The 20,434-nt window shown below is 69.9% G+C and carries 21 protein-coding genes; 11 read left to right on the top strand and 10 right to left on the bottom strand.

Going from position 1 to position 20,434, the window contains the following annotated elements; genetic code table 11:
- Positions 1-29: 29 nt before the first annotated feature.
- Entirely contained in the window at positions 30-458 is a 429-nt protein-coding gene (locus ACTVZO_RS07435) for a nuclear transport factor 2 family protein (protein ID WP_443297621.1), read from the bottom strand.
- A gap of 355 nt (positions 459-813) precedes the next feature.
- On the opposite strand from ACTVZO_RS07435, the gene ACTVZO_RS07430 reads away from it, so the two are divergent.
- Positions 814-1,128 carry a hypothetical protein gene (locus ACTVZO_RS07430; protein WP_443297620.1) on the top strand — a complete coding sequence of 105 codons (315 nt, stop codon included), beginning with the start codon at positions 814-816 and terminating at the stop codon, positions 1,126-1,128.
- Between the two features lie 151 nt (positions 1,129-1,279).
- Here ACTVZO_RS07430 and ACTVZO_RS07425 read toward each other — a convergent pair whose 3' ends face one another.
- Positions 1,280-1,534, bottom strand: a complete 255-nt coding sequence (locus tag ACTVZO_RS07425; protein ID WP_443297619.1) for a hypothetical protein — start codon at positions 1,532-1,534, stop codon at positions 1,280-1,282.
- Between the two features lie 404 nt (positions 1,535-1,938).
- Between ACTVZO_RS07425 and ACTVZO_RS07420 the strand changes: the two genes are divergently transcribed.
- The 4 genes from ACTVZO_RS07420 (at position 1,939) to ACTVZO_RS07405 (ending at position 7,055) form a co-directional block, all read left to right on the top strand.
- Entirely contained in the window at positions 1,939-2,715 is a 777-nt protein-coding gene (locus tag ACTVZO_RS07420) for a LuxR C-terminal-related transcriptional regulator (RefSeq protein WP_443297618.1), read from the top strand.
- Positions 2,716-2,839: 124 nt separating this feature from the next.
- Positions 2,840-3,076: a helix-turn-helix domain-containing protein gene (locus ACTVZO_RS07415; RefSeq protein ID WP_443303075.1), complete on the top strand. Its 237-nt coding sequence runs from the start codon at positions 2,840-2,842 to the stop codon at positions 3,074-3,076.
- A 38-nt stretch (positions 3,077-3,114) separates the two neighbouring features.
- Entirely contained in the window at positions 3,115-3,513 is a 399-nt protein-coding gene (locus ACTVZO_RS07410; RefSeq protein WP_443297617.1) for a hypothetical protein, read from the top strand.
- A 743-nt stretch (positions 3,514-4,256) separates the two neighbouring features.
- Positions 4,257-7,055: a hypothetical protein gene (locus ACTVZO_RS07405; protein ID WP_443297616.1), complete on the top strand. Its 2,799-nt coding sequence runs from the start codon at positions 4,257-4,259 to the stop codon at positions 7,053-7,055.
- 273 nt (positions 7,056-7,328) lie between these two features.
- On the opposite strand, the gene ACTVZO_RS07400 is transcribed toward ACTVZO_RS07405, so the two are convergent.
- The 3 genes from ACTVZO_RS07400 to ACTVZO_RS07390 all read right to left on the bottom strand — a co-directional run bounded on the left by ACTVZO_RS07400 (position 7,329) and on the right by ACTVZO_RS07390 (position 10,124).
- Complete coding sequence (locus ACTVZO_RS07400) at positions 7,329-7,826, bottom strand: hypothetical protein (protein WP_443297615.1); 498 nt, start codon at positions 7,824-7,826, stop codon at positions 7,329-7,331.
- Between the two features lies 1 nt (position 7,827).
- A complete protein-coding gene (locus ACTVZO_RS07395) occupies positions 7,828-8,322 on the bottom strand; it encodes a hypothetical protein (protein ID WP_443297614.1) in 495 nt (164 codons plus the stop codon).
- A gap of 743 nt (positions 8,323-9,065) precedes the next feature.
- Positions 9,066-10,124: a TerC family protein gene (locus ACTVZO_RS07390; RefSeq protein ID WP_443297613.1), complete on the bottom strand. Its 1,059-nt coding sequence runs from the start codon at positions 10,122-10,124 to the stop codon at positions 9,066-9,068.
- Between the two features lie 337 nt (positions 10,125-10,461).
- Between ACTVZO_RS07390 and ACTVZO_RS07385 the strand changes: the two genes are divergently transcribed.
- Positions 10,462-10,995 carry a DM13 domain-containing protein gene (locus tag ACTVZO_RS07385; protein ID WP_443303074.1) on the top strand — a complete coding sequence of 178 codons (534 nt, stop codon included), beginning with the start codon at positions 10,462-10,464 and terminating at the stop codon, positions 10,993-10,995.
- A gap of 110 nt (positions 10,996-11,105) precedes the next feature.
- Here the strand turns inward: ACTVZO_RS07385 and ACTVZO_RS07380 are convergent, their stop codons facing one another.
- Entirely contained in the window at positions 11,106-11,519 is a 414-nt protein-coding gene (locus ACTVZO_RS07380; RefSeq protein WP_443297612.1) for a hypothetical protein, read from the bottom strand.
- Positions 11,520-11,637: 118 nt separating this feature from the next.
- On the opposite strand from ACTVZO_RS07380, the gene ACTVZO_RS07375 reads away from it, so the two are divergent.
- Positions 11,638-12,309, top strand: a complete 672-nt coding sequence (locus tag ACTVZO_RS07375) for a helix-turn-helix transcriptional regulator (protein ID WP_443297611.1) — start codon at positions 11,638-11,640, stop codon at positions 12,307-12,309.
- Positions 12,310-12,613: 304 nt separating this feature from the next.
- Here the strand turns inward: ACTVZO_RS07375 and ACTVZO_RS07370 are convergent, their stop codons facing one another.
- The 3 genes from ACTVZO_RS07370 to ACTVZO_RS07360 all read right to left on the bottom strand — a co-directional run bounded on the left by ACTVZO_RS07370 (position 12,614) and on the right by ACTVZO_RS07360 (position 16,041).
- The gene (locus tag ACTVZO_RS07370; protein WP_443297610.1) at positions 12,614-15,022 is read right to left on the bottom strand and encodes a tetratricopeptide repeat protein; all 2,409 of its coding nucleotides are present in this window, start codon (positions 15,020-15,022) and stop codon (positions 12,614-12,616) included.
- A 99-nt stretch (positions 15,023-15,121) separates the two neighbouring features.
- A complete protein-coding gene (locus ACTVZO_RS07365) occupies positions 15,122-15,475 on the bottom strand; it encodes a hypothetical protein (protein ID WP_443297609.1) in 354 nt (117 codons plus the stop codon).
- Positions 15,476-15,597: 122 nt separating this feature from the next.
- The gene (locus ACTVZO_RS07360) at positions 15,598-16,041 is read right to left on the bottom strand and encodes a hypothetical protein (protein ID WP_443297608.1); all 444 of its coding nucleotides are present in this window, start codon (positions 16,039-16,041) and stop codon (positions 15,598-15,600) included.
- Positions 16,042-16,283: 242 nt separating this feature from the next.
- On the opposite strand from ACTVZO_RS07360, the gene ACTVZO_RS07355 reads away from it, so the two are divergent.
- Positions 16,284-16,415 carry a hypothetical protein gene (locus tag ACTVZO_RS07355; protein ID WP_443297607.1) on the top strand — a complete coding sequence of 44 codons (132 nt, stop codon included), beginning with the start codon at positions 16,284-16,286 and terminating at the stop codon, positions 16,413-16,415.
- Between the two features lie 11 nt (positions 16,416-16,426).
- The gene (locus tag ACTVZO_RS07350; protein ID WP_443297606.1) at positions 16,427-16,927 is read left to right on the top strand and encodes a hypothetical protein; all 501 of its coding nucleotides are present in this window, start codon (positions 16,427-16,429) and stop codon (positions 16,925-16,927) included.
- Between the two features lie 25 nt (positions 16,928-16,952).
- Here the strand turns inward: ACTVZO_RS07350 and ACTVZO_RS07345 are convergent, their stop codons facing one another.
- The gene (locus ACTVZO_RS07345; protein ID WP_443297605.1) at positions 16,953-17,618 is read right to left on the bottom strand and encodes an ArsR/SmtB family transcription factor; all 666 of its coding nucleotides are present in this window, start codon (positions 17,616-17,618) and stop codon (positions 16,953-16,955) included.
- Between the two features lie 86 nt (positions 17,619-17,704).
- Here ACTVZO_RS07345 and ACTVZO_RS07340 point away from each other — a divergent pair, with 86 nt between their 5' ends.
- Both ACTVZO_RS07340 and ACTVZO_RS07335 read left to right on the top strand, forming a co-directional pair.
- Complete coding sequence (locus ACTVZO_RS07340) at positions 17,705-19,069, top strand: MBL fold metallo-hydrolase (RefSeq protein WP_443297604.1); 1,365 nt, start codon at positions 17,705-17,707, stop codon at positions 19,067-19,069.
- Positions 19,066-20,334, top strand: coding sequence for an MFS transporter (locus ACTVZO_RS07335; RefSeq protein WP_443297603.1), 1,269 nt, complete (start codon positions 19,066-19,068; stop codon positions 20,332-20,334). The genes ACTVZO_RS07340 and ACTVZO_RS07335 overlap by 4 nt, the downstream gene beginning before the upstream one ends.
- Positions 20,335-20,434 lie beyond the last annotated feature (100 nt).

Genomic DNA, 20,434 nt, shown 5'->3' with positions numbered 1-20,434 from the left:
TCCGGCCGGGCGCGGGGGATGCTGTCAGTTCACGCCGGCGAAGGCGACGGAGCCGCTGCCGTGATGTGGCTCAGCACGCACAGCCAGCGGCCGTCCCGCCTCACGAAGACATCGGTCGTCCACTCGTCGGCGTCGAACCGCCGGCCTGCGTAGTGGGCCGTGTTCGTCGCCCGCGCCGTGAACACGGCGGTATCACCGTGCACCCGGATCCTGGGCGGGCTGATGAGATCCATCGCCGAGTGAGTCAACTCGCCGGACTCGACGAACGCAAGGAACTGCTCTTTGGTGGAGATGCCCGAATCGGAGACGATCGCCCAGTCGTCTGCCATGAAGCCCGCGATCCGCGCGGCGTCATTGGAGACGATCGCAGCCGCCCAGTCCTTAACGACTGCGGTGAGCTGCGCGTGAACCGCGTCGTCCTCGGGGAGCTTCGGGGATAGATCGGCACTGTCGCCCATGATCCGAGCGTAGCCGGGACCCGACCCCACAGCCTGCTGACGGCGCCCCGCTCGTAGCCCGCCCCGCCGCCAGTGGCGCAGACGACATCAGCGTTCCCTGCACGTGAGCCGGTGACCGCTGGGCTCGCGCGATCCCAGCCAGACCGAGCTCCTGGCCTCGCCAGGGGGGCGGGCTGGTGTGGCCGGGTTGCTGGGGGCAGGCTGAGACGTGTACCGGCTACGGGCATCCCGCCACGCGAAGGAAGCTGTAAGACCTCTGGCGGAGCGGTGGCCAGGTCTGCTGCGGGCGGCCGCAGAGCGGGTCGTAGCCCACGGGCAGCTGAAGCGGATCCGGTTCAGCAGGGCATCGCCCGCGATGTCGGCCACGACGCTGAGCACGGTAGCCGTGCCCGCCTCGTTCAACATGTACGCCGCCACCAGCCGGTTCACGATCACGGTCCACAACCTCACGACCGGGCAGACCGTGGCCACCAAGACCGCGCCCCGGACCCTGACCCCCGCGGCGACGGCCCGGCGGGACTCCTACCCCGTCCCCATGACCTCGCTCCCCGGCGCCCCCGCCGTGAACGACGGAGACGTCCTCCAGGCCCGCTACTCTTACCAGATCACGGGCGGCATCTTCAGGTCCTCCGACCCCGCGGAGTCTGAGACCGCGGTCGCGGTCTCCTGACACGGCCAAACGCCGCTGCTCCCGCCCGGGCCGAGTCCGGGTGGCAGGAAGAGCGCGACCACCCCGACTCCACCCGCTCCACCCCGCCGGTTACCGGCGGGGTGGACGCCGGGCGGAGCCGTGCCCCGCTGTGCGGGGTTCTCCCCACCCGTCAATCGGCGTCCGCGGGCCTCGCCCCGCGGACCAGGCTGCCGTCACCCGGCACATCGACCCGAAGGCCGGCCAGGACCCCGGCCAGGCGTTCTTCGCTCTCCGCGCCGGTCAGGAGGGGGAAGTCCTCCGAGTATTCGACTTCCCCACCTTGCCGGCCGGGGCCCGGCGCGAACTCGATGGGGGGCGCGTCGACGGCGTGGGTGGTCACCGATACGACGTTCCCGTGTTTGTCATGAATGACGAAAGCGCGCATTTTCTCTCCGTTCGTCAGGGCGAGATGAGGCCGATCTCCAGGGACCAGATGAGTGCACGGCCGCGGCCCACGTTCCGGACCGTGACCTCCAGGAACTGATCCGGTGTGGTGCGACGCCGCACCTCTGCCACGGCAAGCGCACGATCCTGCCCGGGGGCATCGAATAGATGGGCGTTGACGACCACTGCGCTCTGATTCCAAGGCCACGGCCCGATGACTTAGTTCCGTGTGGCTCCAGGATCGAACCCGCCCGGATCAAAGTGGTCGTAGTGGAAATGTGCGAGGTTCGCCATGGCGTCCTCCTTCGGGTCTCGTTTTCCGTTGCTCACGACGGTAGGCCGGGCGGGGCCCGGCCCGGCAGGTGGGGAAAATGCGTATGGACGGGCGGCGGGGACAATGGGTATGTGGCCTCTCTCGGCCCGGGCGACTACCGCCTCCTGTGGGCGGTCACCGAACGCGGCATCACGTGTGATCAGTCGGAGTTCCCCGCGATACTGGCGGACTCCGACCTCGCCGACCTGTTCCAGGCCGACGCCGTGGACACCTGCGAGATGGACCTGCGCGCAGGACAGTGCCGGCAGCTGGCCGCCTACCCGGCGAAACAGCTCGGGCTCTGCACCCACGATCCCTCCGCGTTCCGCACCTTCCTCACCGGGCACCCCGCCGCCCGGTACTTCCAGAACGGCGGCCCCGAACCCGCGGTGAACGCCGGCCGGCTCACCACCCGCGCCGAGTGGCGGGCCTCACCCTCGTACGCGTTCCTGCGCGAGCACTCCGGCATGACCGAACAGCTCGTCATCCGGCTTGTCGGCAGCCCCACCCTGGTCCGGGGCATGGCCGTCATGAGGGCCCGTACGCCCTTCACCGCCCTCGACCTGGCCATGGCGCGGCAACTGGGCACCCTGCTCGGCGGCGTGCACCACCTGCGCTTCGGAGACCCCACCCGCGGCTCCGACGGCATCCGGCTCACCCCCCGTGAGGCCGAGGTCCTGAACCTGTGGCAATACGGGCTCACCGGGCACGCGATCGCGCACAGACTCGGTATCACCCCGCGCACCGTCGACAAACACGCCGAGAACCTGCGCGCCAAGTTCGGCACCCCCGACCGCACCAGCACCGTCCTGCGGGCCCAGACCCTCGGCCTGCTGACCGCCGATGCACGGAACCGGAGACCACGCTGACCAGCAGGGCGGACACCCCACCCCCTCGAATGCCGGAGTCCGGCCGGATCACCCCGGGTCCGTGATTCTTTAGGCCCCGATCCCGTCGAACTGCCGCCGGGGCCCAGCCGGGTGCGCGAGGATCATCCCCCGGACCGGCACGGCGAAGGAGACGACCGTGGACAAAGGCAAGAGGATCACCGGCGTGGCACGCGAGACGCTCGCCGCCCAGCTCAAGACCGATTACGAGGGCGGTGCCTCCATCCGCAGCCTGGCGAACAGCACCGGACGCAGTTACGGCTTCGTCCACCGCATCCTCACCGAAACCGGCGTCACCTTGCGCGCACGCGGCGGAGCCATCCGCCCCAAGCCCGGCGCGTAAGCCGCCCCACAGCCCGCAGTGCGTGGGATCGTGGCGGCATGTTCGAGACGACCAGCCCACTTCCCGGGCATCTGCGACTGATCTGGGTCGGCGACGCCGAGGACGACAGCGGGCGCCGCCAGGTCATCTCCGACACCATCAGCCGCTGCACCTGGACCAGCCCCGCCACCTGGGACAGCTCCGGGCGCCTCCTCGTACGCAGCACGCTCGGACAGCAAGCCCACGCCTCGGCCCCACTTGAGTCCGGGGTGATCTCCCGCAACGGCGACTGCAGCGAGAGCCTGCGCAGCACCTGCGGCCACCTCCTGCACCTCGACGGCCGCGGCGGCGCCATCATCGACACCCCCGACGGCATCCAGGACGCCCCCGTCACCGGCGTCTTCTTCATCCACCACCCCGAGCGCACCGCCGGCCGTCGAACCAGCGCCCCCGCATAGCCGTCGACGGCAAACCTGCTGGTCATCACCGCTACGGGCACGACCGCTCTTCCCCCGCCAGAGCCGACCGCAGACCGGCCCGCAAGTCGGCTACCACCGCTTGCCGGAGCGGTACTCCTGGCCAAGGGCGGCGAGTTCCTTGCGGCGCTGGCTGATGATGCGGCTGCCGTCCAGGGCGGCGTCCAGGAGGTAGACGCCAGCGTTGAACGGCTGGAAGCCGATGGATTCCCACAGCGCCGCGATCCTGGCCGTGGCCTCAATCTTTTCGGCATCGCTGAGCAGGGACGGGTCGCGGGGAAAGTCGGGACCTCACGGCCGACCCCCGAGCCCGAGCAGCGCCGCCAGGCCCACCTCCGCGTCCGAGGCGGCCATCACCGTGTCGATGTTGCCCTTGCCCAGCTCGTCGGCGAGCTCCAGCACCTACTTGTTCAGCTCCCGTAGCTCAGCCAGCTGCTCGTTCAGCGCCTTCAGCTTCTGGCGCCTCGACGGGCTGAGATCTGGAAGCTGGCCCCACCTCTCCGCCTGCTCCTCGAACAGGTCAGGTCACCGGCCTGCTCCGTGTAGACCGCTTCACCCTTGCCACGTCGGTGTCGGCAAAGACGTGCGGTTGGCGGGGAGCGTCAATTCGAAGTGCGGCGCCAGAACCACGATCGAGTGATAGTGGGTCCGGTATGCCAGAGATGGCCGGTCGGCCGGGAAGTCTCCTCGAGGTCGCACTCACCTTGCTGAAGGAACGGCGGAAAATGACTGGTCAGCTGTTTCGGGTATCCGGGGCTGTGGTGTCGTCACGGGACGGGTTGCCGGTTCGCGGTGCCAAGGTGGCCGTCTATGACCGTGACTTCTGGCGCAAACAACCGCTGGGCACGTCCATCACCGGTAATTCGGGAGACTACGAGGTCAGGTTCAGCCTCGACGACTTCACCGGCCCGGGCATCCGACTGGAGCGTGCACCGGACGTCTTCGTCGAGGTGTGGGACGGCAACGGAACGAGACTGGCGTCCACGGAGGACTCCGTAGTCGTCGACGCGGGGCCCGACACCCGTATCGACGTGCGTATCGATCAGCCGCCCGGCCCGGATTCCGGACGGGTCGGAGTGATCGGGGGACAGGAGGTCGATCTCCCGTCCGCGGCTGCGCTGCGCGTCGAGGAGCTGCTCACCGCCTATCGGTTCGCGCTGGGGCGGAAGGCCGAGTTCGAACGGCCTGAACTCGTGCGCCGGGCCTTGCCCTGGCTGTTCAAGCCGCCGGTCGACGATTGCGGTTTCGGCGCGATCCTGCCGTTGCTGGTGCTCCTGGAGGAGCGCGGCGTCGATACCACGGACATCGACGTCGGAGACGACTTTCCGGCCGGGACGACGGTGCAGTCCTTCTTCACCGACCGGATCGAGGTTCGGTACACCACGGACGTCGGCTCACCACACCGCGTCGATCCCACGGTGCCTGCGGCGGACTCCCCATACCAGCTGCCCGGCGGCGGCCCTGTGGTCGGGACACTACGAGCCGCTCTGGCGAGCACGCACCCGGACAATACCGTCCTCGCGCCGACCTATGTCCAGAAGGTCGGTCTGCTGGCCGAGTACGCCCTCGACCGGTTCCTCGCCGCGGCGTTCCGCGATCCGCGCAATGGCGCGGCCCGGCTGCAGTACCGCATCCTGCAGATGCCGGCAAACATCGCCGGACAGACGAACTCGGCGTGGTCGCACGTGGAAGTCGGCCCCGCCAACACCGATGACCAGAATGCGGGCACGGTCCCGCACGAGATGTTCCATCAGGTGCAATTCCGCTACAGCTCATCGGCGGGCGGCGGAATCGGCTGGGCCGTCCTCGAAGGGGGCGCCCGGTTCATCGAGGACATGATCAGTGACCCGCGCAACCGATGGGTCAGACAGTCGCAGGACATCTTCGACAATCCGGCCAACTCGCTGCTCGACGTCGGCGGCGTGAAGAACCCGATCCGCTACGCCTTCGCCCTCCTGTGGAAGTACTACTCCGAGCAACACAGCACCCAGGTGACACCTGCGGATGAGCCTGCCATTGGCATCGACGCGCACCGCACCATGCTGCAGCAGATGGGTACCGCAGCCGGGGACCCGGGCCTGGGGTATTCCGTGACCGCCCTGCGCACGGCCCGGTCGCAGCAGCCCTGGTACGGGCAGTTCGACCGCTTCTCCTACTACGACACGGCACGTACCGAGCTCGGGAGCAACGAAACGACCTGGGGCAACTACCTGGTCGCCAACTGGCTCCACGGGTCCGCGAGCCCGGTGACCGACCGCCGCTTCGACTACCTCGAAGACGAGGACGCTGTAGGCTTCGGCGGCGAGGGAGCCGCAGGCCGTCTGGCGCTCAAGTCCCCGCTGGTGCAGGCGAGCGATGTTGTCGCGCTTGCCCAGGGCGGCGATGTGAGCCTCAGCGTCACGGGCGTCGCCCCGTGGGCGGCCCGGTACTACAGGGTGATACCGGCGGGCGGCGGCTCTGCGCCGCGCATGCTGAGGATCACGTTCACCGCGTCGGGGGCACTGACCGACCCACTCGTGCAGATCCTGCGACTTGGTCCGTCCGGGCTCGTTGACCTGCATCGCATGGACAGCACCTCGTTCACGAAGACGATCAACATGTCCGGCCTCACGGAGGCCGTCGTTATCGTGGGTACCCGCGACACCGGCGGCGACTACACGGTGCGGTTCACGGAGGTTTCCTCGGCCTCGGATGTCATGGTGACCCGCTGGAACTCCCGAGCCGGCACCGAGTACGAGATCGATCCCATCGGCTGGTCCTGGACCTGGATCTCCCCTGACGTCATGGTCGACAACGACGACGACCTGCTCCGGGACGGCCAGGTGTTCTTCGATCAGAACAACAAGCTCAAGATCCGGCTGCGCAACAGGGGAAACGCTGCCGCAACCGGCATCAGCGTCCAGTTCTGGTACCAGAAGGCCACCACGGGCCTGTCCACCACCGGATGGATCCCGGTGACCGACACCGCGGGTACGGTCCAGACGGTCACCGGCGCCTCGCTGGCCCCGGGCGCCGAGCAATGGTTCACGGTGAACTGGGCACCGGCCAATGACGGAACGAACCATCCGCACTGGTGCGTAAAAGCGCGGATCACCGTGCCAGGTGATCCGAACACGGACGACAAGCTCGTGCTGAGCAACTTCGGCAACGTCGTCGTCAGCACCGGCGACCGCTTCGACCTCCTCCTGCGCCACCCCGAGCTGTGGCGCTCGTCCCAGCTGCTCGTCGTGCCGCACGGCCACGCTCCTACGGTCACGATCGTGCGGGAACCGTCACCAGGCGAGAATCAAGGGGAGCTCTGCTCCTGCGGACCCGACTCCGTTCTGCCCCCGCTCGACCGCGCGAGCATGGCGACCCTCCAGGTCCGACGCGGCCATCCCGTGGAGGGTGGCGGCGCCGAGGGCGGGCCGCCGGTCGACCCCGATACCTTGCCGCCAGGCGCTGATCCGGACAAGTTGGTGACCGTCGCGCACTGGGTGGACGGCCAGGTGGTGGGGGGAGTGACGTACGAGATCTCGGAGTGACGGTGCGCAGGCCTGCCGCCACAGTGGGCGCTGCTGCGCTCGCCGTAACACTGCCGGGTGAACGGGCCCGGGTCGACCAGGACGTCACCCTGCTCGCCGACATCCACCAGGTCCCACATGCCCTGGACGCAGCAGATGGGCCAGCGTGTTGTTTGGGCTTGCAGGTACATGTGAGGCAGGCTCGTGCCCGCTACGCGATCCGTAATGAGGGCGGGGCACCCGGCGGTCTTCGACTGGGTGCCCCGCCCCCGTATACGAATGCTCTTGACGGCCTCAGATGCACGACCCGTACGGCGCTGTGCCGCTGCGGGCGGAGGGCAGGCGGCGGACGTTACCGAGGGCGGCAGCCTGTTCCCGCAGCCGCGTGATCTCGTCGTGCTGGGCCGCGAGTCGCGAGAGGGCGACCGTTTTGAAGGCATTGAGCTCCGCCACGGCGTCGCCCCGGTTGGCGACCCGACCCTTGAGCTCGGCGACCTGGGCCTTGAGCCGTTCAATCTGCGCGGCCCGTGGGTCGACGATCTCGCCGACCTCCCGCAGAGAGGTAAGGCGCCGTTCGAACTCATCGGCGAGGTGCTGGTACGGGCCAGGCCGCGGGGAGTCGTCCCGGTTCCTCTTTGGGTAGAAGCCGGTGCGAGCCACCCCAGACAGGATGGCCAGGGTCTTGATGTCGCACTTCCTGCCTTCGGGCGCGTCGCCCGCCAGGAGCCGTTCCATGACAGCGCGGATCGCTGCTTCGTTGCTCTGGCGGGCCTGATCGGTGATGCGGGCCATGTCATGCTCCCGTTCCGGCGGCGGCATCGATCTCGGACAGCACCCGCTCGTCGCGTGCGAGGTCGGCGGCAAGCCGTGCCTTCTCGGTGTTCTGCGCCCGGCCGATGGTGGCGATGAAGACCTTCTTATTCTGGGCGCTCGAGGCCCACACCGGGCGGTGGTCGGCGTGGTGCGTGGCCTGCGGGCAGCGGGCCGAGTCACACATGCCGATCAGGGGTGCCGTCGCGTCGCTGGCGTTGCGGCCCGAGAGCTTGAGGCAGAGTGCCTTGGACGGGTCGAGGAACCAGCAGTGGTTCGCCTGCCCAAGGTGCAGCATGCCGGCCCGCTTGGCGAGCAGGTTTATCACCTCCTGTTCGCTCCGCTTGACGTTCGGCGCCCCCGGCTGACCGACGGTGCCGTCGACGGACTCGAAGAACTCGGTGAGTTCCTTGGCTCCGGGGCCGGCCGGTCGTATGCCGTCCTTGTAGTCCTGGTAGGCGGCGAGGGTGACACGCATTTTGTGCTCGCGCTCTTCGCGCCCGAACTCGGCCAGCAGGACGGACTGGGCTCCGCCTGGTCGGCTTATTGGTGCAGTCGGGTATTGAAACCCGCCGAATAGCTCATCAAGGGACAGCACCGATCTGTTCCCCTTCTCTAACTCAGCGATTGGCCTCGGAGTGTCCCCAGGTACCGGACGGCCCTGAGCTGGATCGCCCAGCCGACCGGTTCCTGGCGACCGGCCGCTACATCGTGATCGCCACGAACGCTGTCTACAGCGGTCCTGCCCGGAACCGCATCGTCGCCCTGGGTGAACCCACCCTCAAGACCCTCACCACGACCTGACCGGAGGCCGTGAGGGAGCTGCTGGCCGACCGCACCACCTTGCGGCTCGGCGGCCCTCGCCCGCCACTGGTTCGGTCATACGCCCCTGCCGCATGGCCCGGCCTCGCAGCTGCCGTCCCTGCGGGATGCTGCAGGAGGGCGGGTTCAAGGTCAGTGGGGGGCTGATTCCGGTCTGTGGCGCGGCTTGGGTACGTACTCGGGGCAGTCGGGGTTGTGGCAGGGTCCCGGGCCCCATGTCGGTACGAAGACGCCGAGCGTTTTGTGGCGTGTGATCTGGGCGGTGACGGGCCGCTCGCAGGCCGGACACACATACGTATCAGGATCACGCTTCCTTTTGACCATTTTTTTACGATATTCCCGTACTGGCGAGTCGGGAAGCGGTGAAGGCGTTCTCCGCACTCGCTTCCGCGAGTGTCTCTACCTGTCGGTGTCGGTGTCGGGCGGGTCGCGCGCTGGTTCGCCGCTCTCGGGTGCGGGGGCGCGGCTGGCTTCGCTGTCCCGGCTGGGGCCCGTTCCGCGTTCCTGGGGCGCGGCGATGGGCGGCTGGACGGGCCTGGTGAGGCTGAGGGCGATTGAGCCGGCCAGGACGACGACGATGACGGCCAAGCTGACTGGTGAGGGGATCTCGGGGATGCTCGTGCTGATCGTTTTGTGCGAGGCCTGGAGGATCAACTTGACGCCGATGAACGACAGGATGATCGCAAGGCCCCTGTTGAGGTAGTGGAAGCGGTCGAGGAGGCCGGCGAGCATGAAGTACAGGGCGCGCAGGCCGAGGATCGCGAAGGCATTGCTGGTGTAGACGATGAACGCGTCGTCGCTGACGGCGAGGACGGCCGGGACGCTGTCGACGGCGAAGATCAGGTCGGCGGCCTCGATCGCCGCGACCACCGCGAGCAGCGGCGTGGCGACCCGCTTCCCGGCCTCCTTGACGAAGAACCTCGTCCCGGCGTACTCGTCACGGACCGGGATGATCTTGCGGAGCATCCGTACCGCGAAGCTCTGTCCGGGGTCGAAGCTCTCCTCCTCTTCCTTGAGGAGCTTGTAGGTGCTGTAGAACAGGACGGCCGCGAAAGCGAACAGCACCGCGGTGAAGCGGCTGACCACGGCCACGCCGAGGGAGAGGAAGATTCCCCGGAAGACGAGGGCGCCGATGACGCCGAAGAACAGGACGCGGTGCTGGTAGGCGCGAGGGACCTTGAAGTAGGCGAAGATCACGGCGAAGACGAACAGGTTGTCGACCGACAGGCTCTTCTCCAGCAGCCAGGCGGTCGTGTATTCGGTGCCAGCTGTCGTGCCCAGGGCGAGGAAGACGACGGCGCCGAAGAGGAGCGCCAGGCTGACCCACAGGGCGCTCCAGGCGGCGGCTTCCTTGAACCCGATGACGTGGGCGGTTCGGTGCGCCAGCAAGTCCACCGCGAGCGAGACCACCACCGTCGCGGCGAACGCCCCCCACAGCCAGAACGGGACCTCGAGCACACTGGGCCGCTTTCACCGTGGTCGGCGCGAGAATGCACCGGCCCTTATACAGGAGTCTGCGGCATTCGGCTCGGCGCAGCGCGTCGGCGTAGCCGCGGTATCGCCGACGCCGGCGACGGGAGAGCAGGACGGGTACACCGGTCTCAGCGGTCAGGCGCCCGAGCGGGGCGTGCGCGGGGCATGCTTGTTCCAGGCCCCTGGCAACACGGCATGGGCGGTGACCGGTATTGCGGGCAGGCCGCAGGACCTGGCGAGAACACTCCGTGCGCCGCCCGCACGGCAGGGTTCGGGGGGCCTCGCAGCGGAGACGGAGGATGGGATCGTGGCACGTCAGCACATGCGGCGGCGTAGACCGCTGCTGATCAGCGGCCTGGCGGTGGCGGCGGGCGGGTTGGCCTTCGGCCTGTACTGGTTCGAGCCCTGGCAGCTGTGGGCGGACGAGACGGTCAACGAGGCCGTACCGTCGGTATCCGCTGCCCCGACACCCGACGCGCCGGCCACCTCGACCGCTGAGCCGCGCACAGTGGCGCAGGGCACCCTGATCAGCCACGAGCACACCACCACGGGCACGGTGAGAGTCCTCCGACTCGCCGACGGCTCCCACAGCCTGCGCCTGGAGAACCTGGACACCAGCAACGGCCCGGACCTGCGGGTCTGGCTGACCGACGCCCCGGTCATCGAGGGCCGCGCCGGCTGGCACGTCTTCGACGACGGCAGGCACATCAGCCTTGGCGAGCTCAAGGGCAACAAGGGCGACCAGAACTATCCCGTCCCGGCGGACGTGAATTTGGCCGACTACAGATCCATCTCCATCTGGTGCGACCGCTTCGACGTCTCCTTCGGCGCGGCCGTCCTTGACCACACCCCGTGACGCCCCGGAAGCTGGTGCGTGACAGGCGGTTCTCGTGAACAGAGCCAGATGTCCGAGGGCGCCGTCGGGGGGCTGGCGTGTTCCCCGTGCTCATGGTCTTGAGCTGGGGGTCAGCCGAGGAGCTTCCAGACGCCCGGATCGCCGCTGACCTTGCACAGGTAGAGGTCGGCCTGGAGGTCCAGGTAGAGCATTCCCGCTGAGTGGAAGCCGCCGGAAGGAGGCCCCGGCTGGGCACCACTGAGACCCAGCTGGAGGGCGGCGGTCTGGCCGGAGGCGAGGATGCCGACACCACGGCCGCCGCTCGCGTCGATGGCCGGCTTGTCATCGGTGTCGGACACCGCGAACACTGCGCTGTCGTGCTCACTGCTCACGAGGAGCCCCAACTGGTCACGGCTGTTCGCTGTGATGGCGTTGGTGACGAAGCTCGCCACATTCAGTTCACCGCCGACATCGAGTGCGTACGAGCTCATGGTGATCTGCCGAGTGTTCCGGGTGTTCCGGTGCGGGATTCGGTCGGTCGACATTGCTGGACTTCCTTTCTGCCCGGTCGGGATCGATTCGTTGCGTCGACCGTAGGCCGCATCCCAGCACCCTGACAGGTGCGGAAAGTGCGTATGGACAGATGCCTGGGGCTTTGGGCGCATGGCCCGTCTCGGCCCGGGCGACTACCGCCTGCTGTGGGCGGTGGCCGAACGAGGCATCTGCTGTGACCAGTCGGAGTTCCCCGGAGTGCTGGCGAACTCCGAGCTCGCCAGCGTGTGCCAGGCCGACGCCGTGGATGCCTGCGAGATGAACCTCCGAGTGGGTCGGTTCCGGCAGACGGCGGCGTATCCGGCGGAGCAGTTTCGGCTCAGCACAGCCGACTCGGCGGGCTTTCAGGCATTCCTCACCGGGCATCCGGTTGCACGGTACTTCCAGAGTGCCGGCGGCGATTGCGCGGTCGACTCCGGACGGCTTACCACCCGCGCCGAGTGGCGGGCCTCGGGCTCGTACGCGTTCCTGCGCGAGCACTCGGGCATGTCCGAGCAACTGGTCATCCGACTGGCTGGAAGCCCCGGCCTGGTCCGGGGAATGGCCGTCATGCGGGCCCGGACGGCCTTCACCGCCCTGGACCTGGCCAGGGCGCGGGAACTGCGCAAGGTGCTCGGCGGGGTGCACCGCCTCCGCTTCGGCGATGCCTCTTCAAGCGGCCAGGGCCTGCGGCTCACGCCCCGGGAGGCACGGGTCCTGCACCTGTGGCAGTACGGGCTCACCGCCCGGGCGATCGCCCGCAGACTCGGGATCACCCCGCACACCGTGGACAAGCACGCCTAGAACCTGCGCCGCAAGCTCGCCGCGCCGGACCGCACGAGTGCCGTCCTCCGCGCCCAGGCACTCGGTCTGCTGCCCCCGGGTGGACCCGGTACGGCCGGGGGATCGACCTGGCGCGACCTGTCCGGCTAGCCGGAGGGTGCTGCGGGGGGCTGCCCTTCCGGCAGGCGATCGGCGAGCAAGGAAGGGCCGGCTGCCAGACCGCGCGGTTCTGGCCGTGTACGGGGCCGAGTGGTCATTCGTGACCTGCGAGGACGTCAGACAGATCTTCGTGTCTCACGCCCGCCATCGTTACCCGACAGCCGGGTCACCCGCTCCGCTTCCCCCGCCAGTGGGCCAGGTTGTTCCGGGCGGTGAGGGTATCGGCGTGGTCGGGGCCGAGGATTTGAAGCAGGTCGTCCAGCAGTTCCGCGAGGGCCTCGGCGGCCCCGGCCGCGTCCCCCGCCTCCCCGCGCCAGTGGGCCAGGTTGTGCCGGGTGGTGAGGGTGAGGGGGTGGTCGGGGCCGAGGATCTGCAGCAGGTCGTCCAGCAGTTCGGCGAGGGCCTCGGCGGCCTCGGCCGCGTCTCCCGCCTCCCGCCGCCAGTAGGCCAGGCTGTGCCGAGTGGCAAGGGTGGTGGGGTGCTCGGGGCCGAACACCCGAACCCAGTCGTCCAGCAGCCCCGCGAAGGCCTCGGCAGCCTCGACCGCATCCCCCGCATCCCCCCGCGACTGGGCCAGGTCGTGCCGGGTGGTGAGGGTGATGGGATGGTCGGGGCCGAGGATCTGCAGCAGGTCGTCCAGCAGTCCCGCGAGGGCCTCGGCGGCCCCGGCCGCGTCCCCCGCCTCCCCCCGCCACCGAGCGAGGCTGTTCCGGGTGGTGAGGATGTCGGGGTGGTCTGGGACGTGCACCCGCAGCAGGTCGTCCAGCAGTTCGGCGGTCGTGTCCGCGGCCTCGGCCGCGTCCCCCGCCGCCCCCCACCAGTAGGCGAGGTTGTGCCGGGTGGTGAGGGTGATGGGGTGGTCGGGGCCGAGGATCTGCAGCAGGTCGTCCAGCAGTTCGGCGAGGGCCTCGGCGGCCCCGGCCGCGTCCCCCGCCTTCCCCTGCCACCGGGCCAGGTGGTGCCGGGCGGCGAGGGTGATGGGGTGCTCGGGGCCGAGGCGGCGGCGGGTGGTGATGGCGACGGAGCGGAAGTGGTTGATGGCGGCAGCGATCTGGCCGCTCTCACCCAGGCTGGTGCCCATGCGCTGCAGCACCATATGCGCGTCCGGCTCGTACAAGGCGTCCGCGGCGCAGCGGGTGAGGGCTGCTGTGTTGGCGCGCAGAGCCTGGGCGAGGGAGCTGTCACGTTCGATCGCTGGCCAGGCGTCTGTGAGGGCGTCGGCGGCGGTGCGGGCGAGTTGGGCGTGCTGGTCGGGGGTGAGGGTGTCGCGGGTGGTGCGCTGGATGAGTTGGTGGACGCGGATGGCCTGTTGGGGGGTGGTGGGGGTGTGGTCGATGAGGCTGAGGCGGTGCAGCGCGCGGAGGGCCTGCACCGCGTCCCGAGGGGAGGCCGGGTCGGGCTCCCCAAGGAAGGGCTCGGGGCTGGTTCGGGTGCGGTGTCGGGCGAGGTGGGTGAGGGCGGGCGCGCTGGTCAGGACGGTCTGGGGAATGCCGTTGGGGTCGAGCAGGGCGGCCAGGTGGAGCATGGGGCGGGCCAGGCCGGCGGGGCGGAGGGTGTCGGCGCGGTCGATGGACAGCGACCAGGCGGCGGCGAGGGGGAGGGCCTGGTCGTCGGGGAGCCGGTCGGGGGTGGTGTCGGCGAGGGTGGTGGCGCGGTCGGCGAGCAGGGCCCGGTACGCGGCCGCGTCCTCGCCGGAGTCGATGAGGTAGGCGGCGGCCTGGGCGAGGGCCAGGGGCAGGTGTCCGAGGTCGGAGGCGAGGGTGGTGAGCTGCTCTTCGGGCTCCTGTCGGTCGTGGGCGGCCAGGGACCGGGTGAGGTAGGCGGCGGCTTCTTTCTCGGTGAACAGGCCGACGTCGATCCGGCGGCGGTTTTCCCCGGTCAGGGCGGCGTCGCGGCGGCGGGTGGTGACCAGGGTGCGGCCGTGCGCGCCGGCGGGCGGCCACAGGTCGCGCAGGTCGTCGGGGTCGGCGACGTCGTCCAGGACGATCAGCCACCGGCACGGCTCCGCGCCGCCCTTGGGGGTCAGCCAGGCCAGAAAGGCCTGTGCGGCCTGTTCGGGGTCGTCGGGATCGGCCCGGCACAGTTCGACGCCGGCCCTCGCGTAGCTGGCTACCACCGCCGAGCGGGCGCTTGCGGTGACCCAGACCAGGACGTCCAGGTTGTCGCCCGAGCCGCCGGCCCAGGCGGTGCGTGCGTAGTCAGCGGCGAGCTGCGTCTTGCCGACCCCACCCATGCCGGTCAGGACCTGGCCCAGCACTGCCGTGCCGCCGCCGTCGACCGCCGCCCGCAGTCTCTCTGCCTCGGCACGGTGCTGGAAGGACTGCGCCCGTGGGGGGATCACGCCCACCTGGTGCGGCCAGGCGGCGGGCTCGCGGGGCGACGCGGGTTGGTGCACCACGGTCAGTTGCTGGATGTAGCCGGTGTTGGCGACCCCGCCCGCAAAGGCGGTCGCCTGGCCGGTCCCGGACACCCGTACCGAGGCAGCGGATGTGCCGCCGGCGCTTGGTGCCGGGCCGCGGTAGCCGGTCACCGCCGTGGCCCCGGACGCGGCCGCGGCGTTCCCCGTATCGGTCACCGCCACCTGCGAGTCGGTCGGGTCCACAGGGCCTTGGGGGCGTTTGTCTCCTCTGGCCACGCGACGGTTTCCCCTTCTGCCGTGCTCTGCCCGGGTCGGTCAGGTGTAGTCGATGCCGCTGATGGCACCGCTGCCGTCGCTGTCGGCGGTGGCGTTCCCGGTCCGCTCCGCCTTCGCCGAGCCACTGCCCCGGCCCTGCGTGCGTTTGATGCCGGTGACGGCCCTTCCCCCACGGCTCGCGCGGGCATGCCCGGTCCTGACTGCCGTGTCGTCCGTGCGGTTTGCCGCAGGCTGGAACAGCGCCCACACCAGGGCTGCGATGCCGGCGGCGGCCTGGACGCAGGCCCCGGCCAGCTGTCCCGCATCGGGGCTGTCCAGCAGCCAGACCAGCGGCGTGGAGAGGACTCCGGCCGCCGCCAGCACAATGACCGTGATCTTCCACCCCTGCGACATCACGACCCCTCCCTCGCCCTGGCGTGCCCGCCGACAGTCGGCTGACGGCCCGCCCTTCGAAGCGGCGCGGAGCCGTGTGTGCCCCGCGCCGCAGCCGGTGCTGTTGCTGTAGTGGGTTGTCACTACGCGCGGTCGACGACCGCCGCGTCGATGTGGTCGATGTACGGCTTCGCGTACCGGCTGACCGACGCGATCTGGTTGATCGGCTTGTCGATCCGGCTGGGACAGGTGGGGTCCGTGGTGGGGCAGGCCGTCTCCAGCACGATGTCGGTCGTGGCGGCGGTGCGGCCCTCGTCGTCCACGAACGTCACGACCAGCTTCTTGCGGCAGGCCACAAACCACAGGTGATTCTGCACCGTTGCGGTGCCCGTGAGGCGAGAGGTCGACCTGTCCCACTGGACGTTCGCGCTGTACGAGCAGGCGGCCTGGTACTCGCTCTCCGTGGTCGCGTACAGAACCGGGTCGCCCACCGCGGCTGATGCCGGCATGGGCGCCCAGATCGCGGCCGCGGCAGCGATTGCGACCGCCCCCCGCACGGTCCTGCGGGCACCTCGATTGTTCAGCACTCTTTCCTCCTTACGTCGGCGTGTCCGTGGACAGGCTCATCAGAGGAGCCCCACGTCGCCACGGAGCGTGGCCAGCTGGTGACTCCCCCTCGTCGCAGGGTGGAAAACGGGCACACAGAGGGCGCGCGGAAGCGCACGTCAAGCCACATCAAGGCGTGCGCGCCGACTGAGCGCGCTGTCAGGGGCGGCGTCCGCTACGGGCCGGCTCCGGGCTCCTCCGCGGCCACGGTCCGCAGTGGCCGGTGTCCCTTGTCGTCGAGCTGCACGAGCTCGTGCTCGTGGTCGACGGTGAGACGACCTGCCGGTGGCTGGAGGCCGCCGAGCGGGCCGCGGAGGGGGCGCGTCCAGCAGGCAGCATCATGCTTTCCTGCTGATAATCGACTGCGTGGCCAGATCGTCATTCGACACGGCGACGCGGATCGGCGGTCGTGAGCCTGTCGTGGTTCGGCCGTTCAGCGACGGTGACTCCGTTGCTGATCTGACTCGCCTGCTTCACCGAGCCTATTCCGGTCATGCTGCCGAAGGCCGGGTCTTCTTCGCCTCGTATCAGTCGGTGCAGGACACGGCCTACAGGCTGAGCCGGGGTGAGTGCTGGGTGGTTCTGCAGGGGAGCGAGCTAGCGGGCACGGTGACGGTGGCGGCTGCGTACGAGGCCCCGGAGGGGTATCCGGCTGGGGAGGGCCGGGGTCGTTCTGGCAGTTGGCCGTGGACCCCTCGTACCGGGGGGTCGGGTCTTGGGCAGCGGCTGCTGTCCTTGGCGGAGGAACGCATTGCTGCGCTGGGGTCCGATGCCGTGGTCATCGACACGTCGGTCGCTGCGGCCGAGCTGATCGGCCGCCTCGACGGCGGCGCCATGAGCCGGTACAGCCCCCAGCGGAGCGCGTGACTCGTGGGGCGGGTTCGGCAAAGGATCAGGCGGCCTCCGCCTCGACAGGCAGGTCGGCCAGACGCCATTCCAGCATGCCGTCGGTGAGTCGCAGGGCCTTGCGGCCGTGCTGGTGGAGCAGGCGTACGGCGTCGTGGGCGAGGACGCAGTAGGCGCCGCGGCAGTACGCGACGACCTCGACGTCGTCCGGTAGTTCGGCGATGCGCTCGGCGAGTTCCTCGACCGGGATGGAGATCGCACCGGGGATGTGGCCTGCGGCGTATTCCTCGGCCGGGCGGACGTCGAGGACGACGACTTCGCCCGCTCGGGCGCGGGCCCGTAGTTCCTCGCGGTCGACCTCTTCCGCTGCGTCCGTGCCGAGGTATGCGGTGCGAGCCGGTTCGACGGCGGCCTGGTGGGTTTGGGCGACCTGGCGCAGGAGGGCGTAGAGGGCGGCGACGTCGTCGCCGGCGAGGCGATAGTGGATCCGCACTCCCTCTCGGCGGGTGGCGACGAGTCCGGCCTGCTTGAGGGTCTGCAGGTGCGCCGAGGCCGTGGTCAGGTTCAGTCCGGCCGCCTTGGCGAGCGCATCCACCGTGCGTTCGCCCTGCGCCAGCAGGTCGAGCAGTTCCAAGCGCTTCCCGCTGCTCAGTGCCTTGCCCGTGAGGGCGAAAGCGTCGTACAGGGCCGACTTGTGTACGGCATCTCCCATGGCATCCTCCATAGATCCATGGAATATTGTATCTATGGATAGGCGCTGGAACCACCGAGCCCCTACCGTGGCATCTGGAGGACCTGATGGGCTTCGCCGACGATCACTTGATACCGCTGGTGGACGAGGGGCTGGGCAACAGCGCCTACCTCGTCGACCTCGGTGACGGTCGCGCCCTCGCGGTGGACGCGAGCCGGGACCTGCGCGCGCTGCGGGCCGCTGCCGGACGGCGGCGGCTGCGGGTGGCGTACGCGGCCGACACCCACTTGCACGCCGATTTCCTCTCCGGCGCCGTCCAGCTCGCGCACGACGACGACGCGACCGTGCTGGCCTCCGCCGCCGGCCACCGCGGCTTCCCGCACACGCCCCTCCGCGACGGCGAAGAGACCGACCTCGGCGGGCTCACCCTGCGGGCGCTGGCCACACCGGGCCACACCGACGAACACCTCTCCTTCCTCTTCCTGGATGGCGCACGTGAGCTGGGCGTTTTTACCGGCGGATCGCTGATCGTCGGTTCGGCCGCCCGTACCGACCTCCTGGGCGCCGACCGCGCCGAGGAGCTGGCCCGCGCCCAGTACCACTCGCTGCGGCGGCTGGTCGAGCTGCCGGACAGCACGGCGGTCTGGCCCACCCACGGCGCGGGCTCCTTCTGCTCCGCCCCTCCCGGCGCCGAGCGCACCACCACCATCGGTGACCAGCGATGGGCCAACCCGCTGCTCGCCGCGCCGGACGAGGACTCCTTCGTGCGGCAGCTGCTCGGGAGCCTCGGCTCCTACCCGGCGTACTTCGACCGGCTCGGCGAGGAGAACCGGCGCGGGCCCTCTGTCCTCGGCTCCGCACCCACGCTCGCCCCGCTCACGGCGGCCGAGGTCCGAAGCCTGCTCTGCGAGGGTGCTCAGGTCGTCGACGTCCGCTCCATCGCCGATTTCGCCGTCGGCCACATACCCGGCGCGATCTCCAACCCGCTGCGCGGGCAGTTCGCCACCTGGCTGGGCTGGCTGCTGCCCGACGACAGCCCGCTCGTGTTCGTCACCTCCCCCGGCCAGGACCTCGCGGAAATCACCTGGCAGGCCTTGAAGATCGGGTACGAGCAGCTGGCCGGGCACCTCGACGGTGGCATGGATGCCTGGACCGCCGCCGGGGGACAGCTCCAGCGCATCGAACTGCTCACCGCCGACCGCGTGGAGGGCAGGCCGGTCCTGGACGTCCGCCAGCGGGCGGAGCACCTCGCGGGGCACATCGCCGATGCGGTCCACATCGAACTCGGCGATCTCGCGGCCCGCTCCGGTGAGACTCCGGCCGGTGCCGTGGTGGCCTGCGGTCACGGTGAGCGCGCCATGACGGCGGCCAGCCTCTTGCAGCGCGCCGGGCAGCGGGATCTCGCCGTCCTCGACGGCGGCCCGGGCGACTGGGCCAAGGCCACCGGCCACCCCCTCCAGGAGGGGGCGTGAGCACCCACGTCACCGGCGAGACCAGTTCCGGCATACGACTCGGACTGCGGGCCAACCTCCCCCAGTTCGCCCTGCTCGTCGCGGTCAACGCGCTCGTCGGCGGGATGCTCGGCCAGGAACGCACCGTCCTGCCTCTGCTCGCCGACGACGTCTTCCACCTGTCCGCCTACACCGCCGCCCTCACCTACATCGTGGCGTTCGGCGCGACGAAGGCCGTCACCAACTTCTTCGCCGGCACCTGGTCCGACCGCTTCGGCCGCAAACCGGTCCTGATCACCGGATGGCTGATCGCCCTGCCCGTCCCCGCGATGCTCGCCTGGGGACCTTCCTGGGGCTGGATCATCGCCGCGAACATCCTGCTCGGCATCAACCAGGGCATGACCTGGTCCACCACCGTCATCATGAAGATCGACCTGGCCGGCCCCGAACGCCGGGGACTCGCCATGGGATTCAACGAAGCCGCCGGATACGGCGCCGTCGCGGCGACCGCCATGGCCACCGGCGCCATCGCCGAACACGCCGGACTGCGCCCCGCCCCGTTCCTCCTCGGGGCCGCCTACGTCGTCCTGGCTCTGGGCCTGTCCACCTTCGCCGTACGCGAGACCCGCGACCACGCCCGCTTCGAAGCCGCCCGCCACACCAAGCCCACAGGCGGCGGTCACGACGCGGAGCTGACCACCGGCCAGATCGCCCGCCTGACCAGCCTCCACGACAAGGCCCTCTCGGCCGCAAGCCAGGCCGGCCTCGTCAACAACCTCAACGACGCCCTCGCCTGGGGCATCTTCCCCCTGCTCTTCGCCGCCCACGGCCTGTCCATCGCGCAGATCGGCATCCTTGCCGCCCTCTACCCCGCCGTTTGGGGCGCCGGCCAGATGCTCACCGGCTGGTGGTCCGACCACACCGGCCGCAAACACCTCATCACCGCGGGCATGCTGCTCCAGGCCGCCGCCATCGCCCTCGTCGCCTCCGGAACCACCTTCGGCGTCTGGGCCACCGCACAAATCCTGCTGGGCATCGGCACCGCCCTGGTCTACCCGACCCTGCTCGCCGTCATCGGCGACGTCGCCCACCCCGCCTGGCGCGCCCGCGCCGTCGGCGTCTACCGCCTCTGGCGGGACGGCGGCTTCGCCATCGGCGCCCTCCTCGCCGGCGTCCTCGCCGACGCCTACGGCCTGACCACCGCCATCTACGCCATCGCCGCCCTCACCGCAGCCTCAGGCCTCCTCGTCGCGGTACGCATGTACGAAACACACCCCCGCACCTGACCACCACACCGTCGAGGTTCCCCAGCCACACGAGGCGCCGGGGCACCCGTCGGCGTCGCCGCAACCTCCCGATGACGACGCGCTACGCCGGGGCGCGTGC

It is taken from the genome of Streptomyces sp. IBSNAI002 (assembly GCF_052244475.1).
Classification (GTDB): Bacteria; Actinomycetota; Actinomycetes; order Streptomycetales; family Streptomycetaceae; genus Streptomyces.
Note: the sequence above shows the minus strand (reverse complement) of the source record. Positions and strands in the feature narration are given on the sequence as shown.

Coding starts and splice junctions, on each gene's coding strand:
- ACTVZO_RS07435 (WP_443297621.1), bottom strand. CDS start 458: ATGGGCGACAGTGCCGATCTATCCCCGAAGCTCCCCGAGGACGACGCG.
- ACTVZO_RS07430 (WP_443297620.1), top strand. CDS start 814: ATGTCGGCCACGACGCTGAGCACGGTAGCCGTGCCCGCCTCGTTCAAC.
- ACTVZO_RS07425 (WP_443297619.1), bottom strand. CDS start 1,534: ATGCGCGCTTTCGTCATTCATGACAAACACGGGAACGTCGTATCGGTG.
- ACTVZO_RS07410 (WP_443297617.1), top strand. CDS start 3,115: ATGTTCGAGACGACCAGCCCACTTCCCGGGCATCTGCGACTGATCTGG.
- ACTVZO_RS07405 (WP_443297616.1), top strand. CDS start 4,257: ATGACTGGTCAGCTGTTTCGGGTATCCGGGGCTGTGGTGTCGTCACGG.
- ACTVZO_RS07400 (WP_443297615.1), bottom strand. CDS start 7,826: ATGGCCCGCATCACCGATCAGGCCCGCCAGAGCAACGAAGCAGCGATC.
- ACTVZO_RS07395 (WP_443297614.1), bottom strand. CDS start 8,322: ATGCGTGTCACCCTCGCCGCCTACCAGGACTACAAGGACGGCATACGA.
- ACTVZO_RS07385 (WP_443303074.1), top strand. CDS start 10,462: ATGCGGCGGCGTAGACCGCTGCTGATCAGCGGCCTGGCGGTGGCGGCG.
- ACTVZO_RS07380 (WP_443297612.1), bottom strand. CDS start 11,519: ATGTCGACCGACCGAATCCCGCACCGGAACACCCGGAACACTCGGCAG.
- ACTVZO_RS07375 (WP_443297611.1), top strand. CDS start 11,638: ATGGCCCGTCTCGGCCCGGGCGACTACCGCCTGCTGTGGGCGGTGGCC.
- ACTVZO_RS07365 (WP_443297609.1), bottom strand. CDS start 15,475: ATGTCGCAGGGGTGGAAGATCACGGTCATTGTGCTGGCGGCGGCCGGA.
- ACTVZO_RS07345 (WP_443297605.1), bottom strand. CDS start 17,618: ATGGGAGATGCCGTACACAAGTCGGCCCTGTACGACGCTTTCGCCCTC.
- ACTVZO_RS07340 (WP_443297604.1), top strand. CDS start 17,705: ATGGGCTTCGCCGACGATCACTTGATACCGCTGGTGGACGAGGGGCTG.